A 16,673-nucleotide genomic window follows, 5' to 3' on the forward strand; every position below is an offset into this window, starting at 1 on the left:
ATGCGGCACTCATGGCAACCCCGTGCGGGGCAGGTCACACCAGTTTGCGGACGTCCGTCAACCGCCCGGTCACGGCCGCAGCGGCAGCCATCGCGGGCGAAACCAGGTGCGTCCGCGCGCCAGGCCCCTGCCGACCGACAAAGTTGCGGTTGGAAGTGGAGGCGCAGCGCTCGCCCGCCGGGACCTTGTCCGGGTTCATCCCGAGGCAGGCCGAACAGCCCGGCTCGCGCCATTCAAGTCCGGCGGCGGTGAAGATCTTGTCCAGCCCCTCGGCTTCGGCCTGGCGCTTGACCAGGCCCGAGCCGGGAACAACGATCGCCCAGCGCACGTTCGGTGCCTTGATCTTGCCCTTTAGAACTTCGGCGGCGGCGCGCAGATCTTCGATCCGGCTGTTGGTGCACGAACCGATGAAGACGTTCTGGATTTCGACCGATGACAGCGGCTGGCCGGGCGTGAGGCCCATATATTCCAGGCTGGCGCGGGCTGCATCCTGCTTGGTCGGGTCAGCGAAGCTTTCTGGGGCAGGGACGAGGCCCGTGATCGGGAGCACGTCCTCGGGGCTGGTGCCCCAGGTCACGCTGGGGGCAATGTCGGCCGCATTGATGACGACGACCTTGTCATAGGTCGCGCCAGGATCGGTGGCGAGACTGCGCCACCAGGCCACGGCCTTGTCCCAGACCTCACCCTTGGGGGCATAGGGGCGGCCTTTGAGGTAGGCAAAAGTCTTGTCGTCCGGGGCAATGAGTCCAGCGCGGGCGCCATGTTCGATCGCCATGTTCGAAACGGTTAGACGGCCCTCGATCGACAGGTCGCGGATTACCTGCCCCGTGTACTCGATAACGTGGCCGGTGCCGCCTGCGGCGCCAAGCACGCCGGTGATGTGAAGAACGACGTCCTTGGCGGTCACGCCCGGTTCAAGCGTGCCTTCAACCCGCACTTCCATTGTCTTCGACTGCTTGAGCAACAGCGTCTGCGTGGCCAGCACGTGCTCCACCTCGCTGGTGCCGATCCCGAAGGCCAGGGCGCCCAGGCCGCCGTGGCAGGCGGTATGGCTATCGCCGCATACGATCGTTGCGCCGGGAAGCGAGAAGCCCTGCTCCGGACCGACGACATGGACAATGCCCTGTTCCGCATCAGCATCGCCAATATAGCGAATGCCAAAGGCCGGAGCGTTCCTTTCCAGCGCCTCGAGCTGCGCGGCGCTTTCCCGGTCGGCAATCGGCACCCGCTGGCCATCGCCGGTGCGGCGGGCGGTGGTGGGCAGATTGTGATCCGGCACCGCCAGGGTCAGGTCCGGCCGGCGCACCTTGCGGCCAGCCACACGCAGCGCTTCAAAGGCCTGTGGGCTGGTCACCTCGTGAACCAGGTGGCGATCGATAAAGATCAGCGCCGTGCCATCTTCACGGGTTTCAACAACGTGGGCGTCCCAGATCTTCTGGTAAAGGGTGCGGGGCTGTTCAGTCATGACAAGCCAAGGTCCTTACGCCGCGAGGCGGCTTTTGCAAGGCAGGGACTGTCAATTCGTCCGGCCAGCGGCTATTTCGGCAGCATGAGTCCGTTTGTTGCCACGCTGATTGTTCTTGCCACGGTGATCGCCATGGAATGCATCGCCTGGGCCAGCCACAAATACATCATGCACGGCTGGGGCTGGGGCTGGCACCGCGACCATCACGAGCCGCACGACAAGCTGTTGGAGAAGAACGATCGCTACGCCATTGTCGGGGCGGCCCTGTCGATCTCGATGTTTGCCATAGGCTCACCTTTGATCATGGGCGCAGGCGCTTGGGAGCCGGGCACCTGGATCGGCCTGGGCGTGTTGTTTTACGGCATTATCTATACGTTGGTGCACGATGGCCTGGTCCACCAGCGCTATTTCCGCTGGGTGCCCAAGCGCGGTTACGCCAAGCGCCTGGTACAGGCGCACAAGCTGCACCACGCGACAATCGGTAAAGAGGGTGGGGTCAGCTTCGGCTTTGTCTTTGCCCGTGATCCGGCGCGACTGAAGCAGGAGCTGAAGGCCCAGCGGGCCGCCGGCATCGCCGTGGTGCGGGAAGCTTTGAGCGAATAGGCTGATTCGGCTATATCCTGCAGATAAATTAACCGAATTGGTTAAATTTGGCGAATATCTATTCGGCCCGCGTCCAGATCCAGGTCCCCGCAGTGACCAGCACGGCCACTGATATCCATACCCATGGGAAGCCTGCGGTGAACCAGGTAAAGGCTGCGCCCACCCCCATCGCGATGATCGCTGAAACCTTGGCCTTTCGGCCAATTGCACGCCGATCGCGCCAGTCGCGCAGGGATTGGCCATAGGTCGGATGGCTATAAAGACGCTGAGCCCATTCGGGATGGCTGCGGGCAAAGCAGAAGGCGGCCAATAGCAAGAACGGCACAGTTGGCATGATTGGCAGCGCAACGCCAATCGCAGCCAGTGTCATAGCGATTAAGCCGCCGGCAAGGTATAGCGGCCGGGCGAGCATCAGCCGTCCGTATAGCGGCTGGCGGTGTCCTGGATCAGCGCGATCATGTTGGGGATCCCTTGCGTGCGGTTGGAACTGAGCTGGCTCTGCAGGGCAAAGGGTTCAAGCGCAGCGGCCACGTCCATTGCGGCAACCGTGGCAGGTGGTTGGTCTTGCACGGCGGACAGCACGAGGGCGATGATTCCCTTGGTTATCGCGGCATTGCTATCGGCCAGGAAATGCAACCGGCCATCCTCGGTGCGCGTGGGATAGACCCAGACCGAGGCTGAACAGCCGCGTACCAGCGTGGCATCGGTCTTCAGTGCATCGGGCATCGGCTCAAGCTCGCGGCCTAGCTCGATCAAGAGGCGATAGCGTTCATCGCCCTCAAGGAATTCGTACTCGTCTCGGATGTCGGTCAGGCTGCGCATTGGTGGGCATTTAAGGGCTGGGTGGCCTGACACAAGCCCGACCTTGTTACCTAGTCCGTCACCCCCGCGAAAGCGGGGCCCCATCACCTGTGATGGCCGATGGCGCGCGGTCCGCAATGTCAGGAGATGGGTCCCCGCTTTTTTGCTCGGCAACTCTTCGATCCGCGGGGATGACTGAGCGCTTACCCGCCAATCCCGCCAGGCCGGGTCAGGGCGTAATAGATCACATAGATCCAGCCGAGTAGGCCATGGACCACCGCCCACAGCAGTGACTTGTGCAGGCTCCACGATACGGCGACGGCAATCGCGCTGCCCAGGCCGATACCGGCACTGGTGGCATGGCCGCGAACTTCACTCACAGGTCAACTCCGGCGGCGATGGCTTCAAGCTTGCGGATCCGTTCCTTCAGATCGGCAATCTCGATCCGGGCCATCCCGGCGGGATTGCCCTGGTCAGGCCCGCCGCGCTGGCTTTCCAGCTCGCGTGCCTTGAGCGTCAGCCAGCCTTGCCAGCCCTTGAGTGTGGCGGCGGTGACTATGGCCGTCGCCACCAGCAGGCTGATCGCAATCATGAGGTTTTCGGTGAACATGGCGGTTCTCCTCGGTCCATCTTAATCCTGCGGCCCGCGCAGGCTTTCGATCTCGTTGGCAAGCGCTGCGGTGGAGCGCCCATCGGTGGCAATGCGTTCCAGCACCCGAACCCGCTCGCGCAGGTCCTCGACCTCGCGCAGCAACTCTGCCTCACGCTGGCTGGATACCATCCGGGCCGGTTCCGGTTGTCGATGGTCGCTGCTCTGTGCGCGATACTTGGTCATCCTGATGTTGGCGAATGCCGTGATCGCCACAATGATCACTAAGGCCGTCCAGAAGTTCATTTCCATGTTCCCCTTCCCTTATCCGCAAGTCAGTTCTTAGCGCCATCGGGCAACTGGCGCAGGGCCTCGATCTGGCTGGTCAGGCCATAACCGCTGTCGGTGACGATCCGTTCGACATTGGCGAGCCGGTCCTTGACCGAGCCCAGTTCGGCGCGGAGCTGGGCGTTTTCCTGGCTGAGCAACTTGATCCGTTCACCATCCTCGCTGGAGGATTTGGGGTAGACACTTTGGCCCCAGGCGCCGCTCAAAGGGTAGCCGGCCTTGATCCGGATGCGGGTAGTATAGACCCAGCCGATGATGCCAGCCATTGCGACAATCAGGCTGCCGCTCAACAGCACCATGACCATCTCGAAGTGTTCGCCATTCATCAATTGGTCCCCTTGTCATGCCTGGTTTCGCCGATGGTTGCGCGTTCATCGCGCAGCGCCTCGATCTGGGCGGCGACGCTCACACTCTTGTCGGTGACGATCCGTTCCAGCACCTTCACCCGGTCGGCAAAGTGGGCGAGCTGTTCACGCAGTTCAGCGTTCTCGGCTTTCAGTGCATCATTGGCCTTGTGGTCAGCGCGGGCAGTCTTTCCGCCCCATTCGTCTTCCAGCGGATAGCCGTGCCTGGCGCGGATCCAGTTGTTGATCAGCCAGCCCCCGGTCGTGATCGCCACGATCAGGACGATGAAGTTGGGACCCTCGACGAACATCAGCTCAGGTCCCTTTCGCGCTTGTCGAGCAGGGCTTCGACCTTGCGCGCATCGCGCAGCGCCTCGATCTGGCTGGCCACATCATAGCCCTTGTCGGTGACGATCCGCTCAAGCACGCGGACGCGCTCTTCGAGGTCGGCATTGTTGGTGGCGTAAAGTGCGGCCTTTTCTGCTGTGGCCTGGGCGGTGATCTCGGCCATCTTGCGCTGGTGCTTGGTCCAGATCGCAATGATCGGAATGCTGCAGCCGAAGATGATGCCGAAGATTGGAATTAGTTCACCCATCCGAATTACCCCTCATCTTGGCGTTCAGCGCAGCCGTTCAATCTCTTCGGACAGGCGCGGGTTGGACGAGACATAGTGCAGTTCGATATCGGCCAGACGGCGGTCCAGCTCGCGGAACTGGGCGCGCACTTCGCGGGCCGTGCGGGTTGGCGATTGGCGCACGCCCTGCCAGAACTGCTGCTCCTGCCGGTCACTGTAATAGAGGTGCTGTGGCTTGCGTTCGGTAAAGATGCCCAGGCCCAGATAGATCAGCGGGATGAAGCCCACGCCCATAAGGGTCAGGGCAACCGTGCCGAGACGCACCCACAGCACGTCAACCCCGGTGTAATCGGCGATCCCGGCGCAGACGCCCATGATCTTGCCATTGATCTTGTCGCGATAGAACTTGGTGCGCGGCGTGTTCACTGGCCGGTCCTCCCCTTGCTGGAAATCATGCGGTCGTATTCGCGCTGGCTGCGTTCGCTCAGCTGGCCGCCGAATTCGCGTTCATCTGCCAGGCGCTGCGGCTGGAAACCCGGGTTATCGGCAGCGACCAGGCGCTCGACCGTTTCAACCCGGTCCTGCAGGCGGCGGGCCAGACTGTAGAGTTCCTCCAGCATGGCTTCATCATCGGAAGTCAGTGTGGCGGCGGTTTTCCAGCGGGTGACATAGTGCAGGATGATCCAGGGCAAGCCGACGAAGATCGATAGCACGGCAACCAGAGGGATAAGATCTTCCACGGCTTAGGCCTCCTTGCTGTCGTCAGCGCTGCCCGAAAGCGCCCGCTTCATGGCTTCCAGTTCCTCGTCGATCTTGTCCTGGCCGGCGAGGGCGGCAATTTCATCGGCCAGGCTCGGTTTGGCCGTGCCATCGGCCAGGCCCAGCGCGTCGGCACGGCCTTCGGCATAGTCGACCCGGCGTTCCAGCTGGTCGAAGCGGGCCATTGCCTCGTCGACGCGCTCGCTGGCCAGCAGGGTGCGCAGCTTGACGCGGTTCTCGGCGCTTTCGAGGCGCGCCGCGATCGCGGTCTGGCGGCTGCGCGCTTCGCGCAGGCGGCTTTGCAGCTTCTCGATGTCCAGTTCATAGGCGCGCAGCGCATCGTCGAGCACGGCGATCTCGGCCTTGAGCTGGTCGGCCATGTCGGCGGCCTTTTTCTTTTCGACCAGCGCGGCGCGGGCCAGGTCTTCGCGGTCCTTCGACAGCGCCAGCTGGGCCTTTTCGCCCCAGTCGGCCTGAAGCCGGTCCAGCTTCACCGTGTGACGGTGCATTTCCTTCTGGTCGGCGATGGTGCGGGCGGCACTGGCGCGCACTTCGACCAGCGTTTCCTCCATCTCGAAGATGATCATCCGGATCATCTTTTCGGGATCGTCCGCCTTGTCGAGCAGGTCGGTAAAATTGGCGGCGATGATATCACGGGTGCGGCTGAAAATGCCCATCCAGGGAACTCCGATGGAAGAGGAAGAGGACGTCGTAGGGGTCGGCGAACGGCGCAGGCGCTCTACTTCGCTGTCAAAGCGAGAGGAGCGCTGGCCGGTGCCAGAAAAGGTCTGGGCCGGAGCTTCGCGGCGGGGGGACTGGGAACCGCCTGCGGGGGGATCGGAAGCTTCCGGCCCAAGGGGGGAAAGGGGATCGTTCACGGCATCAGGCCTGCTGCGCCGCAGCCGGCTGATCGGCGGAAGCCAGAACTGGCGCACGGTCCAGCTGCTGGGCCAGCACAAAGACATTCATCGCCAGCATCGCCGCGACGGACGCAACAATCGCCTTGTCGAGCTTTGAGCGCTGGGAAAGAGGCTTGCTGAACATTGCCGTGGTCCTTCGTTGGTGTTGTGGCCTGTTCAGCAAAGGGCGTGCCAAATCGAGATTGGCCCAGAAAACTGCGGCATTTTCGACAATTCGACGAACGACTTGCCGTGAATATTGCGTGAAGTTGGGAAATTTCGCTATGTGTTGGGAATGGATCGCGATGTGCAGTTCATTGGCCAGTCCGGCGCCTTTCTCGACGCGGTCGAGCGTACCAGCCGCGCTGCGCCGCTGCGCCGCCCGGTGCTGGTCATCGGTGAGCGTGGAACCGGCAAGGAATTGATCGCCGAGCGTCTTCACCAGCTTAGCAAGCGTTGGGCTGAGCCGTTGATCACGCTGAACTGCGCGGCGCTGCCGGAAACATTGATCGAGGCGGAACTGTTCGGTCATGAGGCTGGTGCTTTTACGGGTGCTACCAGAGCGCGCGCCGGGCGGTTTGAGGAAGCCGACCAAGGCACGCTTTTCCTCGACGAACTGGCAACCCTCTCGATGGGTGCGCAGGAGCGCCTGCTGCGCGCAGTCGAATATGGCGAGGTAACGCGGATTGGGGCATCTAAGCCGATCCGGGTCGATGTCCGCATCGTGGCAGCGACCAATGAAGACCTGCCGCGCCTGGCCGAAGAGGGCAAATTTCGATCTGACCTGCTTGACCGGCTGAGCTTCGAGGTGATCACCCTGCCGCCGCTGCGGGTTCGCGAAGGTGATATCCGTGTTCTCACCGAATACTTCGGCCGCCGCATGGCGAGTGAGCTGCGCTGGGAAGACTGGCCCGGCTTTACCGAGGGAGCGATGCGTCAGCTGGAAGAATATCAGTGGCCGGGCAACGTGCGCGAGCTGCGTAACGTGGTGGAACGCGCGGTCTATCGCTGGAGCGATTGGTCTGCACCGGTGGCCCATATCGTTTTCGATCCGTTTGACAGCCCGTGGAAGCCATCGCCGGTGTTCGCGGCAGACAGCGGACGGCCTGCCGGAATCCCGTCAGGCCAGCCATTGGCGCCTGCGCCTTCGGTTCACCTTGATTCGATCAACAACCTCAAGGCGGCGGTGGACGCGCACGAGAAGGCGATTGTCGAGCAAGCGCTCAACCGCCACCGCTACAACCAGCGCCAGACCGCCAAGGCGCTGGGTCTCACCTATGACCAGCTGCGCCATTGTATGAAGAAGCATGGCCTGATGGAGCGTGGCGGATAGTCCTTGCATTTCGCAGGGACTCAGCCTATCTGGCCGCCATCCCGAAATTGTGAAGCAACGGAGGGGCTGGCGCCGCGAGGGGCCGGCACCGAACCGCTTTGCATGACCGGCTACATGGAGAACCCCGCTTGGCGGATATCGCGCGCCTGATCGAGATTGTAGAGCCCGAGGCCCAGGCCCTGGGCTTCGAACTCGTGCGCGTGATCGTTTTCGGCAAGAGCGAAGTGGGTGACGAAGAGGTCACGCTGCAGATCATGGCCGAGCGGCCCGAAACCGGCCAGCTGGTGATCGAGGATTGTGCCGAACTGTCGCGCCGCATCTCCGATGCGCTCGATGCGCTGGAAGAAGCCGGGGAAGTGCTGATCGAAGAGGCTTACCGCCTCGAAGTCAGCTCTCCGGGGATTGATCGCCCGCTGACCCGGGTAAAGGACTTTTCGAACTGGGCCGGACACGAAGCCCGCGTTGCCCTGGTCAATCCGGTTGAAGGTAACCGCAAGAGCCTTCAGGGCGAACTGATCGGCATCGCCGGCGATGTCGTCACGATCGAAGACAAGAAGTCGGGTCGGGTTTCCTTCCCGCTGACCGATATCCATTCCGCCAAGCTGGTCCTGACGGACAAGCTGATTGCTGCCACCCGCCCGCTGGACACCAGTGGTGCCGATGAAATTGTCGAAGAACAGGAAGACTGAACATGGCCAGTCCGATTTCCGCCAACCGCGCAGAACTGCTCGCGATCGCAACCTCGGTCGCGAATGAAAAGCTGATCGACAAGTCCATCGTCATCGAGGCGATGGAAGAGGCGATCCAGAAGTCCGCGCGCAACCGCTATGGTGCCGAGAATGACATCCGCGCCAAGCTCGACCCACGCACCGGCGATCTGCGCCTGTGGCGCGTGGTGGAAGTGGTCGACGTGGTTGAGGACTACTTCAAGCAGGTTGACCTGAAGCAGGCTGAAAAGCTGCAGCCGGGCGCCAAGATCGGTGACTTCATCGTCGATCCGCTGCCGCCGGTGGACCTGGGCCGCATCGATGCCCAGTCGGCCAAGCAGGTGATCTTCCAGAAGGTCCGCGATGCCGAGCGTGAGCGTCAGTATGAGGAATTCAAGGACCGCGCTGGCGAACTGGTGACGGGCGTGATCAAGTCGGTCGAATTCGGCCATGTGATCGTCAACCTGGGCCGCGCCGAAGGCGTGATCCGCCGCGATCAGCAGATCCCGCGCGAAGTCGCCCGCGTTGGCGAGCGTGTCCGCGCCTGGATCATGAAGGTGGAGCGCCAGAACCGTGGTCCGCAGATCTTCCTGAGCCGCGCGCACCCCGAATTCATGAAGAAGCTGTTCGCGCAGGAAGTGCCTGAAATCTACGACAGCATCATCGAGATCAAGGCTGCCGCGCGTGACCCGGGCAGCCGCGCCAAGATTGGTGTCATCAGCCATGACAGTAGCATTGACCCGGTCGGTGCCTGCGTCGGCATGAAGGGCAGCCGCGTTCAGGCCGTCGTGCAGGAAATGCAGGGCGAAAAGATCGACATCATCCCCTGGAGCGAAGATACCGCCACCTTCGTGGTCAATGCGCTGCAGCCGGCCACCGTCAGCCGCGTGGTGATCGACGAGGAAGAGAGCCGGATCGAAGTGGTCGTTCCCGATGACCAGCTTTCGCTCGCGATTGGCCGCCGCGGCCAGAACGTCCGACTCGCCAGCCAGCTGACTGGCAGCCAGATCGACATCATGACCGAGGCCGAAGCTTCGGAGAAGCGCCAGAAGGAATTCGCCGAGCGCTCGAAGATGTTCGAGGAAGAGCTCGACGTCGATGAAACCCTTTCGCAGCTGCTGGTCGCCGAAGGCTTCAGCGAGCTGGAAGAAGTGGCCTATATCGAACTGGCGGAACTCGCCACGATCGAAGGTTTCGACGAGGAACTGGCCGAAGAGCTGCAGAGCCGCGCCACCGAAGCGCTTGAGCGCCGCGAGGAAGCCGCTCGTTCGGCCCGCCGCGAACTGGGTGTCGAAGATGCCCTGGCCGAACTGCCGCACCTGACCGAAGCCATGCTGGTTACCCTCGGCAAGGCCGGTATCAAGACGCTGGACGATCTGGCCGATCTCGCCACTGATGAACTCATCGCCAAGAAGCGTACCGAGCAGCGCCGCCGTGATGGCAGCGCCCCGCGCCGGTCCGCCCGTGACGAGGACAAGGGTGGCGTTCTGGGCGAATATGGCCTGAACGAAGAGCAGGGCAACGAGATCATCATGGCCGCCCGTGCCCACTGGTTCGAAGACGAGCCAGCCGTAGAGGAGGCCGCTGATGCGGATTCCTCACAATGAGCCGCTAGGTTCCGACACCTCTGAGCAGTCGGCGGACGGAAGTCCCGAACGCCGCTGCATCCTCACCGGGGACCACGGTTCTCGCGATGATCTGCTGCGCCTGGCGATCTCACCCGATGGCCTCGTGCTTCCGGATGCTTTGGCGCGTGCGCCGGGGCGCGGGGCGTGGATCGGCGTGAGCCGGGCAGAGCTGGAACAGGCGCTGATCAAGGGCAAGCTCAAGGGGGCTTTGGCCCGCGCCTTCAAGGGGGCGGCGCTGGACATTCCTGCCGACCTGCCGGCCAAGATCGAAGCGGCCCTGCTGCGCGCTTTCACTGATCGGCTGGGGCTGGAATACAAGTCTGGCCGCTTGCTGGTCGGGTCTGAACGGATCGCCGAAAACGCCCGCATGGGCAAGGTTGCCTGGCTGGCCCACGCGGCCGACGCCAGCGATGATGGCTCGCGCAAGCTCGATCAGGCGTGGCGCGTGGGCGAGGAGCGGGAGGGTACCGGGATGACCGGCACCACCTTGCCACTGGACCGGGCGGCGCTGTCTGTGGCATTGGGCCGCGATAACGTCGTCCATCTGGCACTGACCGATCATGCCGCGGCCGAGCGGGTTGGCGCACCTTTGCGTCGCCTGCTCCGATTCCTGGGCCGCGCGGAAATGACTGGTGAACAAGACACGCTGCCGGGAGCAGACCGCAAGGTCCGCCCGCAGTCGACGACGGAATGAACGAAGGGTATTGGTACGATCATGAGCGATAGCGACAACAAACCGACTCTGGGCCGCAAGCCGCTGGGCCTCAAGAAGTCGGTCGAAGCCGGTGAGGTCAAGCAGACCTTCAGTCATGGCCGCACCAACAAGGTTGTGGTCGAGGTGAAGAGCCGCAAGCTCATCCGCAAGCCGGGTGAAGCACCGGTTGCTGCCCCGCCGCCCCCTCCGCCGCCCGCTCCGGCCCCGGCTCCGGTCGCCGCGCCGGCCCCAGCGCCGAAGAAGCCGGCTGCGCCCGCGGGTGAAACCCCGCAGGAACGCGTCGCTCGCCTCCAGCGCGAGGCCGAAGAAGCGCGTCTGGCGATGCTTGAAGAGCAGACCCGCCGCGAAGCTGAGGCCCGCCAGAAGGCGCTTGAAGAAGAGCGCCAGCGTGCCGAGCAAAACCGCAAGGCTGAAGCCGAGGCCGCCGCTGCAGCTGCCGCGCCGCCGGCCCCTGCGCCGGAGCCCGAAGCTGTTGAGGAAGCCCCTGCTGAGGAAGCCCCGCGCAGCACCGGCACGGCCGCCCCTGCGCCGCGCCGCTTTACCCCGGTGGTCGCGCCCAAGCGTCCCGAACCAGCGAAAAAGCCTGCGCACCCGACCCGCGACCGCAAGGGCGGCGATGAACGCCGCAGCGGCAAGCTGACCGTTACCCGCGCGCTGAACGAAGACGAGGGCGCCCGCGCCCGTTCGCTCGCCGCGCTGAAGCGGGCGCGTGAAAAGGAACGCCGGGCCCATTTCGCCGGCCAGTCGCAGCCGCGCGAAAAGCAGGTCCGCGATGTCGTGGTGCCGGAAGCGATCACTGTTCAGGAACTGGCCAACCGCATGGCGGAAAAGGGCGCAGACCTGGTCAAGGCGCTGTTCAAGCTGGGCATGATGGTGACCGTCAACCAGACGATCGACCAGGATACCGCGGAACTGCTGGTCGAGGAATTCGGTCACAACATCCAGCGCGTCTCGGAAAGCGATGTCGATATCGACACCAGCGAAGATGTCGATGCACCCGAAACGCTCAAGGCGCGTCCGCCGGTCGTGGCGATCATGGGCCACGTTGACCACGGCAAGACCAGCCTGCTCGATGCCCTGCGCGGTACCGATGTGGTGAAGGGCGAAGCTGGCGGCATCACGCAGCACATCGGCGCTTACCAGATCAAGACCAAGGGCGGTGATCTGGTCACCTTCCTAGACACCCCGGGCCACGAAGCCTTCACCGAAATGCGCATGCGCGGTGCCAATGTCACCGACATCGTCATCCTGGTGGTTGCCGGTGATGACGGGATCATGCCGCAGACGATCGAAGCCATCAAGCACACCAAGGCAGCCGGCGTGCCGATGATTGTCGCGATCACCAAGGCTGACCGCGCCGAATACAATGCGCAGAAAATTCGCGAGCGCCTGCTTGAGCATGAAGTCATCGTTGAGGCGATGTCGGGTGATGTGCAGGACGTGGAAGTGTCTGCCAAGACCGGCGCTGGCCTCGATCAGTTGATCGAGAAGATCCTGCTTCAGGCAGAACTGCTTGAACTGAAGGCAAACCCGGACCGTGCGGCGGAAGCCACTGTGATCGAAGCCAAGCTCGACAAGGGCAAGGGTCCGCTTGCCACTGTCCTGATCACCCGCGGTACGCTGAAGGTTGGCGATATCCTGGTGGTTGGTACCCATTCGGGCCGCGTCCGCGCGATGCTGGATGACAAGGGGCGCCAGATCAAGGCTGCCCCGCCGGCCCTGCCGGTCGAAGTGCTGGGGATCGGCGGCGTGCCGATGGCCGGTGATACCCTGACCGTGGTCGAGAGCGAGGCCCGCGCCCGCGAAGTCGCCACGTTCCGTCAGGAAAAGGCCACGGCCAAGCGCACCACGACGGCTCCGGCCAGCCTTGAGAACATGTTCTCGGCGCTGTCGGCCAAGCAGACGGTCATCGAATATCCGGTGGTCATCAAGGCCGACGTCCAGGGTTCGACCGAAGCCATCGTCAATGCGCTGAACCGCCTTTCGAACGATGAGATCAAGGTAAAGGTGCTGAGCTCGGGCGTGGGTGCGATCACCGAAAGCGACGTTTCGCTGGCTTCGGCTTCAAACGCGCCGATCATCGGCTTCAATGTTCGTCCGAACGCCAAGGCCCGTGAAATGGTCGATCGTAACAAGACGCGGATGAAGTACTTCGACGTGATCTATCACCTGACCGAAGACGTCGCCAAGGAAATGGCCGGCATCTGGGGTCCGGAGCGGATCGAAAACGTGGTCGGTCGCGCCGAGGTCAAGGAAGTCTTCCCGGCTGGCAAGCGCGACAAGGCCGCTGGTCTGCTGGTGCTCGAAGGCGGTATCCGCAAGGGCCTGTTCGCGCGCCTTACCCGCCAGGACGTTATCGTTTCGAAGACCGTCATCGCCTCGCTGCGCCGCTTCAAGGACGATGTCCCCGAAGTTCGCGCCGGCCTGGAGTGCGGCGTGGTGCTGCAGGACACCAACGACATCAAGCCGGGCGACATGCTCGAAGTGTTTGAGGTCGAGGAGCGCGAACGGACGCTGTGATGGGGTTCCTGGGAACCGGTGGCGCCCATGCAGAGCTGATGGGGGCGGAGTTTATCGACTTCGACCCTGCCAGTGAGACGATCCGGATGCGATTCACTGTGCCTGATAGCTTTATCACGCCGCGTGGCGGGGTGCAGGGTGGGCTGGTCGCTGGGTTTCTGGACGAAGCGATGGGCTGGGCCCATGTCCAGGCCACTGGCGGGCAGGAAGCGCCGCTTAACCTTGAGATCGCAATGACCCTGCTCAAGCTGATCCCTGCGGGTCCGCTGATGGGCAAGGGCCGGGTGATCCGCCGCGGACGCAAGGCGATATTCCTGGAAGGGGAGTTGTGGGACGAAAGTTGGACCACGCTCTACGCCCGCTCAACCTCTACCGCGATACCCACGCCAGTGCCGGGGAGGGCCGCCTGATGGTCCGTGCTGTTGCCACGCCTGAAACCCGTTCGGTTCGCCTGCTCAAGGTTGGTGAGCAGGTGCGCCATGTGATCAGTGATCTGCTGACGCGGCAGATGGTGCATGATGACGTCTTGTCCGCTCACTCGGTCTCGGTCACCGAAGTGAGGATGAGCCCTGATCTGCGCCATGCCACCGTTTTCGTGAAGCCGCTGCTGGGCGCGGACGAAGACTTGGTGCTTAAAGCGCTGCGCACCAATACGGCCTTCTTCCAGAAGGAAGTGGCAGGCAAGCTGCGCCTCAAATACGCAGCGAAGATTCGCTTCCAGGGCGATGAGAGCTTTGACGAGGCCAGCCGGATCGATGCCTTGCTGGCCGATCCTAAGGTGCGGCGGGACCTGGAAGAGTAACCCTGGCGTGACCGTCGGGGATGGTGGGGGCAATCGCTCTGGCCTTTGTCGCCAAAGCCCCTATCTCTGCGGCGATGGCCAAGCTCTATTTTTACTACGCCTCGATGAACGCGGGCAAATCGACCACGCTGCTTCAGGCGGATTTCAATTACCGCGAGCGCGGGATGACCACCATGCTGTGGACCGCGCAGCTGGATGATCGCGGCGGAGACAAGGCGATCGAAAGCCGGATCGGCCTGCATGCCGAAGCAAACCGCTTTGCCGCCGGGACCGACCTGTGGGAGCGGGTCATGGCCTCCCATCGGACCCAGCCGCTGGCCTGCGTGCTGGTGGATGAGGCCCAGTTCCTGACCAAGGAGCAGGTCTGGCAACTGGCGCGGCTGGCCGACGAAGGTGGGATCCCGGTGGTCTGTTATGGTCTGCGCACAGATTTTCAGGGCGAGCTGTTCCCCGGATCTGCCGCCTTGCTGGGCATTGCCGATGCACTGGTCGAACTGAAGGGCGTATGCCACTGCGGCCGCAAGGCGACGATGAACTTGAGGGTTGATGCCAGCGGGGCGGCGGTCAAGCAGGGCGCCCAGACCGAGATCGGCGGCAATGACCGCTATGTGGCGCTGTGCCGCAAGCATTTTAGCGAGGCGCTCAGCGCATGAACGAAACCCTGTTCCAGGCTGCGGCGCTGATCGTGCCGTTGACCCTGGCGATCGTCTTCCACGAAGTTGCCCACGGCTGGACCGCCCGCCTGCTGGGCGATCCGACCGCGGCGCAGATGAGGCGGCTGAGCCTTAACCCCCTGCGCCACGTCGATCCAGTGGGCACGATTATTGTTCCCGGCGCGCTGGCCTTGGCCAAGGGGCCGATCATGGGCTGGGCCAAGCCTGTGCCGGTCAACAAGTACCGCCTCCGCAACCCGCGCTTTGGCATGATGGCCGTTGCAGCAGCCGGACCGGGCAGCAACCTGTTGCTGGCTGCGGTGGGCGCGGTCTTGCTTGGCCTGTTGTTCGGCAGCTTTCAGGATGCGCAGGCCCCTTCGCTCGTGGCGCGGTTCGCGGCGCTTAACCTGTTCAACTTCATCACGATCAACGTGTTCCTCGCGCTGTTCAACCTGCTGCCGATCCCGCCCTTCGATGGATCGCACATTGTCGAAGGCCTGTTGCCCGAGCGCGCGGCTGCCCAATATGAGCGGCTGCGCCCGCTGGGCTTTCCGATCATGCTGCTGCTGATCGTGGTCTTACCCTGGCTGGTCCCGGGCTTCGATCCGATCGGCAAGCTGGTTGTCCCGCCGGTTGAATGGCTGACCGGCCAGTACATGTCGCTTGCCACCCTGTTTGCCGGGGGCTGACTGCGTGCCGCACGGCTGGATCATTCTCGACAAGCCGTTGGGGCTTGGCAGCACCCAGGCGGTCGGCGCGGTCAAGCGCGTCTGCCGCGAGGCAGGGCTGGGCAAGGTCAAGGTTGGCCATGGCGGGACGCTCGATCCTCTGGCGACCGGCGTTCTGCCGATTGCATTGGGGGAGGCAACCAAGCTGTGCGGGCAGATGCTTGATGCCAGCAAGGCCTATGCCTTCACGGTCCAATTCGGGACCCAGACCGATACACTTGACCTGGAAGGTCAGGTGATCGCCGAGAGCCCGGTGCGCCCAACGCTGACCCAGATTGAAGCCGTGCTGCCGGGTTTTACGGGACCGATCGAACAAGTGCCGCCAGCCTATTCGGCGCTGAAGATCGATGGCGAACGGGCCTATGATCTGGCGCGCAAGGGCGCAGCGGTCGAACTGAAATCGCGTGCAGTCACGATCCATTCGTTGGAAATCAGTGCTGCGGATGCCGCATGCGCCACCCTGATCGCGCACGTTTCGAAGGGTACCTATATTCGCAGCCTGGCCCGCGACATCGCGCTTGCACTGGGCACGGTTGGTCATGTCACGATGCTGCGGCGGCTCAAAGCCGGGCCATTCGGGATCGAAGCGGCGATTTCGCTGGACAAATTGAACGAAGTGGGTAAGTGCGCTCCCCTTGAGAACGTACTCTTGCCGCTGGAGGCAGGGCTGGTCGACATCCCGGCTCTTGACCTCGGTCCGGAACAGGCAAGCATGGTCCGACAGGGCCGGGTTCTGACCGGGCTGCCCCACACCGACGGGCTGCATTGGGCGCGAAGCGGGACTGTTCCCGTGGCGCTGATGGAGCTTGTTGGCGGCACCGCAACGGTGGTTCGGGGTTTCAATCTCTCGGATGTCGCGGAGTAAATGATATGTCGGTTACCGCCGAAAAGAAGCAGGAAATCATCAACGACAACGCCCGTGCCAAGGGTGATACCGGTTCGCCGGAAGTGCAGGTTGCGATCCTCACCTCGCGGATCCAGACCCTGACTGAGCACTTCAAGGCGCACCACAAGGACAACCACTCGCGTCGTGGTCTGCTGATGATGGTCAACAAGCGCCGTTCGCTGCTCGACTATCTGAAGAAGAAGGATGTCGACCGGTACAACGCGCTCATCGCCAAGCTTGGTCTGCGCAAGTAACCAGCGGAGCGGCCCCTAGCGGGCCGCTTTTGCTATCAGCGCCCCATTCGCAATTCGGCGAAGGG

Annotated in this window: 25 protein-coding genes; 12 read left to right on the forward strand and 13 right to left on the reverse strand. The window is 63.2% G+C overall.

Going from position 1 to position 16,673, the window contains the following annotated elements; genetic code table 11:
- Window positions 1-34 precede the first annotated feature (34 nt).
- Window positions 35-1,465, reverse strand: coding sequence for a 3-isopropylmalate dehydratase large subunit (leuC, locus tag RQP55_RS08415; RefSeq protein ID WP_315609741.1), 1,431 nt, complete (start codon window positions 1,463-1,465; stop codon window positions 35-37).
- Between the two features lie 84 nt (window positions 1,466-1,549).
- Here leuC and RQP55_RS08420 point away from each other — a divergent pair, with 84 nt between their 5' ends.
- Window positions 1,550-2,068 carry a sterol desaturase family protein gene (locus RQP55_RS08420; protein WP_315609742.1) on the forward strand — a complete coding sequence of 173 codons (519 nt, stop codon included), beginning with the start codon at window positions 1,550-1,552 and terminating at the stop codon, window positions 2,066-2,068.
- Between the two features lie 58 nt (window positions 2,069-2,126).
- Here RQP55_RS08420 and RQP55_RS08425 read toward each other — a convergent pair whose 3' ends face one another.
- The 12 genes from RQP55_RS08425 to RQP55_RS08480 all read right to left on the reverse strand — a co-directional run bounded on the left by RQP55_RS08425 (window position 2,127) and on the right by RQP55_RS08480 (window position 6,527).
- Window positions 2,127-2,480 (reverse strand): YbaN family protein, encoded by a 354-nt coding sequence (locus tag RQP55_RS08425; RefSeq protein WP_315609743.1) that lies wholly within the window; start codon window positions 2,478-2,480, stop codon window positions 2,127-2,129.
- Complete coding sequence (locus RQP55_RS08430) at window positions 2,480-2,890, reverse strand: SufE family protein (RefSeq protein WP_315609744.1); 411 nt, start codon at window positions 2,888-2,890, stop codon at window positions 2,480-2,482. Before RQP55_RS08430 ends, RQP55_RS08425 begins: the two co-directional genes overlap by 1 nt.
- A gap of 182 nt (window positions 2,891-3,072) precedes the next feature.
- On the reverse strand, window positions 3,073-3,249 hold the full coding sequence (locus RQP55_RS08435) for a hypothetical protein (protein WP_315609745.1): 177 nt from the start codon (window positions 3,247-3,249) through the stop codon (window positions 3,073-3,075).
- Window positions 3,246-3,479: a hypothetical protein gene (locus RQP55_RS08440; RefSeq protein ID WP_315609746.1), complete on the reverse strand. Its 234-nt coding sequence runs from the start codon at window positions 3,477-3,479 to the stop codon at window positions 3,246-3,248. Before RQP55_RS08440 ends, RQP55_RS08435 begins: the two co-directional genes overlap by 4 nt.
- Window positions 3,480-3,500: 21 nt before the next feature.
- A complete protein-coding gene (locus RQP55_RS08445; RefSeq protein WP_315609747.1) occupies window positions 3,501-3,770 on the reverse strand; it encodes a hypothetical protein in 270 nt (89 codons plus the stop codon).
- A 23-nt stretch (window positions 3,771-3,793) separates the two neighbouring features.
- Window positions 3,794-4,132 carry a hypothetical protein gene (locus tag RQP55_RS08450; RefSeq protein ID WP_315609748.1) on the reverse strand — a complete coding sequence of 113 codons (339 nt, stop codon included), beginning with the start codon at window positions 4,130-4,132 and terminating at the stop codon, window positions 3,794-3,796.
- Window positions 4,132-4,461: a hypothetical protein gene (locus RQP55_RS08455; protein WP_315609749.1), complete on the reverse strand. Its 330-nt coding sequence runs from the start codon at window positions 4,459-4,461 to the stop codon at window positions 4,132-4,134. The genes RQP55_RS08450 and RQP55_RS08455 overlap by 1 nt, the downstream gene beginning before the upstream one ends.
- A complete protein-coding gene (locus RQP55_RS08460) occupies window positions 4,461-4,745 on the reverse strand; it encodes a hypothetical protein (protein WP_315609750.1) in 285 nt (94 codons plus the stop codon). Before RQP55_RS08460 ends, RQP55_RS08455 begins: the two co-directional genes overlap by 1 nt.
- Window positions 4,746-4,769: 24 nt before the next feature.
- Window positions 4,770-5,150 (reverse strand): envelope stress response membrane protein PspC, encoded by a 381-nt coding sequence (pspC, locus tag RQP55_RS08465; protein WP_315609751.1) that lies wholly within the window; start codon window positions 5,148-5,150, stop codon window positions 4,770-4,772.
- Window positions 5,147-5,464, reverse strand: coding sequence for an envelope stress response membrane protein PspB (pspB, locus tag RQP55_RS08470; protein ID WP_315609752.1), 318 nt, complete (start codon window positions 5,462-5,464; stop codon window positions 5,147-5,149). The genes pspC and pspB overlap by 4 nt, the downstream gene beginning before the upstream one ends.
- Before the next feature lie 3 nt (window positions 5,465-5,467).
- Window positions 5,468-6,418, reverse strand: a complete 951-nt coding sequence (gene pspA / locus RQP55_RS08475) for a phage shock protein PspA (protein ID WP_410000277.1) — start codon at window positions 6,416-6,418, stop codon at window positions 5,468-5,470.
- On the reverse strand, window positions 6,366-6,527 hold the full coding sequence (locus RQP55_RS08480) for a hypothetical protein (protein ID WP_315609754.1): 162 nt from the start codon (window positions 6,525-6,527) through the stop codon (window positions 6,366-6,368). Before RQP55_RS08480 ends, pspA begins: the two co-directional genes overlap by 53 nt.
- A gap of 150 nt (window positions 6,528-6,677) precedes the next feature.
- Between RQP55_RS08480 and pspF the strand changes: the two genes are divergently transcribed.
- The 11 genes from pspF (at window position 6,678) to rpsO (ending at window position 16,608) form a co-directional block, all read left to right on the forward strand.
- On the forward strand, window positions 6,678-7,715 hold the full coding sequence (gene pspF, locus RQP55_RS08485) for a phage shock protein operon transcriptional activator (RefSeq protein WP_315609755.1): 1,038 nt from the start codon (window positions 6,678-6,680) through the stop codon (window positions 7,713-7,715).
- A gap of 128 nt (window positions 7,716-7,843) precedes the next feature.
- Window positions 7,844-8,404, forward strand: a complete 561-nt coding sequence (rimP, locus tag RQP55_RS08490) for a ribosome maturation protein RimP (RefSeq protein WP_315609756.1) — start codon at window positions 7,844-7,846, stop codon at window positions 8,402-8,404.
- Between the two features lie 2 nt (window positions 8,405-8,406).
- Window positions 8,407-10,029, forward strand: coding sequence for a transcription termination factor NusA (nusA, locus tag RQP55_RS08495; RefSeq protein WP_315609757.1), 1,623 nt, complete (start codon window positions 8,407-8,409; stop codon window positions 10,027-10,029).
- Window positions 10,010-10,744 (forward strand): DUF448 domain-containing protein, encoded by a 735-nt coding sequence (locus RQP55_RS08500; RefSeq protein ID WP_315609758.1) that lies wholly within the window; start codon window positions 10,010-10,012, stop codon window positions 10,742-10,744. The genes nusA and RQP55_RS08500 overlap by 20 nt, the downstream gene beginning before the upstream one ends.
- 21 nt (window positions 10,745-10,765) lie before the next feature.
- Window positions 10,766-13,285 carry a translation initiation factor IF-2 gene (infB, locus tag RQP55_RS08505; protein WP_315609759.1) on the forward strand — a complete coding sequence of 840 codons (2,520 nt, stop codon included), beginning with the start codon at window positions 10,766-10,768 and terminating at the stop codon, window positions 13,283-13,285.
- Window positions 13,285-13,695 (forward strand): PaaI family thioesterase, encoded by a 411-nt coding sequence (locus RQP55_RS08510; RefSeq protein ID WP_315609760.1) that lies wholly within the window; start codon window positions 13,285-13,287, stop codon window positions 13,693-13,695. Before infB ends, RQP55_RS08510 begins: the two co-directional genes overlap by 1 nt.
- Window positions 13,695-14,087, forward strand: coding sequence for a 30S ribosome-binding factor RbfA (gene rbfA / locus RQP55_RS08515; RefSeq protein ID WP_315609761.1), 393 nt, complete (start codon window positions 13,695-13,697; stop codon window positions 14,085-14,087). Before RQP55_RS08510 ends, rbfA begins: the two co-directional genes overlap by 1 nt.
- A gap of 74 nt (window positions 14,088-14,161) precedes the next feature.
- Complete coding sequence (locus RQP55_RS08520; protein ID WP_315609762.1) at window positions 14,162-14,740, forward strand: thymidine kinase; 579 nt, start codon at window positions 14,162-14,164, stop codon at window positions 14,738-14,740.
- Window positions 14,737-15,429 (forward strand): site-2 protease family protein, encoded by a 693-nt coding sequence (locus RQP55_RS08525; RefSeq protein WP_315609763.1) that lies wholly within the window; start codon window positions 14,737-14,739, stop codon window positions 15,427-15,429. Before RQP55_RS08520 ends, RQP55_RS08525 begins: the two co-directional genes overlap by 4 nt.
- A gap of 4 nt (window positions 15,430-15,433) precedes the next feature.
- The gene (gene truB / locus RQP55_RS08530) at window positions 15,434-16,333 is read left to right on the forward strand and encodes a tRNA pseudouridine(55) synthase TruB (RefSeq protein ID WP_315609794.1); all 900 of its coding nucleotides are present in this window, start codon (window positions 15,434-15,436) and stop codon (window positions 16,331-16,333) included.
- A 5-nt stretch (window positions 16,334-16,338) separates the two neighbouring features.
- Window positions 16,339-16,608, forward strand: coding sequence for a 30S ribosomal protein S15 (gene rpsO, locus RQP55_RS08535; RefSeq protein WP_315609764.1), 270 nt, complete (start codon window positions 16,339-16,341; stop codon window positions 16,606-16,608).
- Window positions 16,609-16,673 lie beyond the last annotated feature (65 nt).

The sequence above is a fragment of the Novosphingobium sp. APW14 genome (assembly GCF_032337075.1).
Taxonomy (GTDB): domain Bacteria; phylum Pseudomonadota; class Alphaproteobacteria; order Sphingomonadales; family Sphingomonadaceae; genus Novosphingobium.

What these genes read in the sequence shown, in the direction of transcription:
- leuC (WP_315609741.1), bottom strand. Translation starts at nt 1,465, where the DNA reads ATGACTGAACAGCCCCGCACCCTTTACCAGAAGATCTGGGACGCCCAC.
- RQP55_RS08420 (WP_315609742.1), top strand. Translation starts at nt 1,550, where the DNA reads ATGAGTCCGTTTGTTGCCACGCTGATTGTTCTTGCCACGGTGATCGCC.
- RQP55_RS08425 (WP_315609743.1), bottom strand. Translation starts at nt 2,480, where the DNA reads ATGCTCGCCCGGCCGCTATACCTTGCCGGCGGCTTAATCGCTATGACA.
- RQP55_RS08430 (WP_315609744.1), bottom strand. Translation starts at nt 2,890, where the DNA reads ATGCGCAGCCTGACCGACATCCGAGACGAGTACGAATTCCTTGAGGGC.
- RQP55_RS08440 (WP_315609746.1), bottom strand. Translation starts at nt 3,479, where the DNA reads ATGTTCACCGAAAACCTCATGATTGCGATCAGCCTGCTGGTGGCGACG.
- RQP55_RS08445 (WP_315609747.1), bottom strand. Translation starts at nt 3,770, where the DNA reads ATGGAAATGAACTTCTGGACGGCCTTAGTGATCATTGTGGCGATCACG.
- RQP55_RS08450 (WP_315609748.1), bottom strand. Translation starts at nt 4,132, where the DNA reads ATGAATGGCGAACACTTCGAGATGGTCATGGTGCTGTTGAGCGGCAGC.
- RQP55_RS08455 (WP_315609749.1), bottom strand. Translation starts at nt 4,461, where the DNA reads ATGTTCGTCGAGGGTCCCAACTTCATCGTCCTGATCGTGGCGATCACG.
- RQP55_RS08460 (WP_315609750.1), bottom strand. Translation starts at nt 4,745, where the DNA reads ATGGGTGAACTAATTCCAATCTTCGGCATCATCTTCGGCTGCAGCATT.
- RQP55_RS08480 (WP_315609754.1), bottom strand. Translation starts at nt 6,527, where the DNA reads ATGTTCAGCAAGCCTCTTTCCCAGCGCTCAAAGCTCGACAAGGCGATT.
- pspF (WP_315609755.1), top strand. Translation starts at nt 6,678, where the DNA reads ATGGATCGCGATGTGCAGTTCATTGGCCAGTCCGGCGCCTTTCTCGAC.
- nusA (WP_315609757.1), top strand. Translation starts at nt 8,407, where the DNA reads ATGGCCAGTCCGATTTCCGCCAACCGCGCAGAACTGCTCGCGATCGCA.
- RQP55_RS08500 (WP_315609758.1), top strand. Translation starts at nt 10,010, where the DNA reads ATGCGGATTCCTCACAATGAGCCGCTAGGTTCCGACACCTCTGAGCAG.
- infB (WP_315609759.1), top strand. Translation starts at nt 10,766, where the DNA reads ATGAGCGATAGCGACAACAAACCGACTCTGGGCCGCAAGCCGCTGGGC.
- RQP55_RS08510 (WP_315609760.1), top strand. Translation starts at nt 13,285, where the DNA reads ATGGGGTTCCTGGGAACCGGTGGCGCCCATGCAGAGCTGATGGGGGCG.
- rbfA (WP_315609761.1), top strand. Translation starts at nt 13,695, where the DNA reads ATGGTCCGTGCTGTTGCCACGCCTGAAACCCGTTCGGTTCGCCTGCTC.
- RQP55_RS08520 (WP_315609762.1), top strand. Translation starts at nt 14,162, where the DNA reads ATGGCCAAGCTCTATTTTTACTACGCCTCGATGAACGCGGGCAAATCG.
- RQP55_RS08525 (WP_315609763.1), top strand. Translation starts at nt 14,737, where the DNA reads ATGAACGAAACCCTGTTCCAGGCTGCGGCGCTGATCGTGCCGTTGACC.
- rpsO (WP_315609764.1), top strand. Translation starts at nt 16,339, where the DNA reads ATGTCGGTTACCGCCGAAAAGAAGCAGGAAATCATCAACGACAACGCC.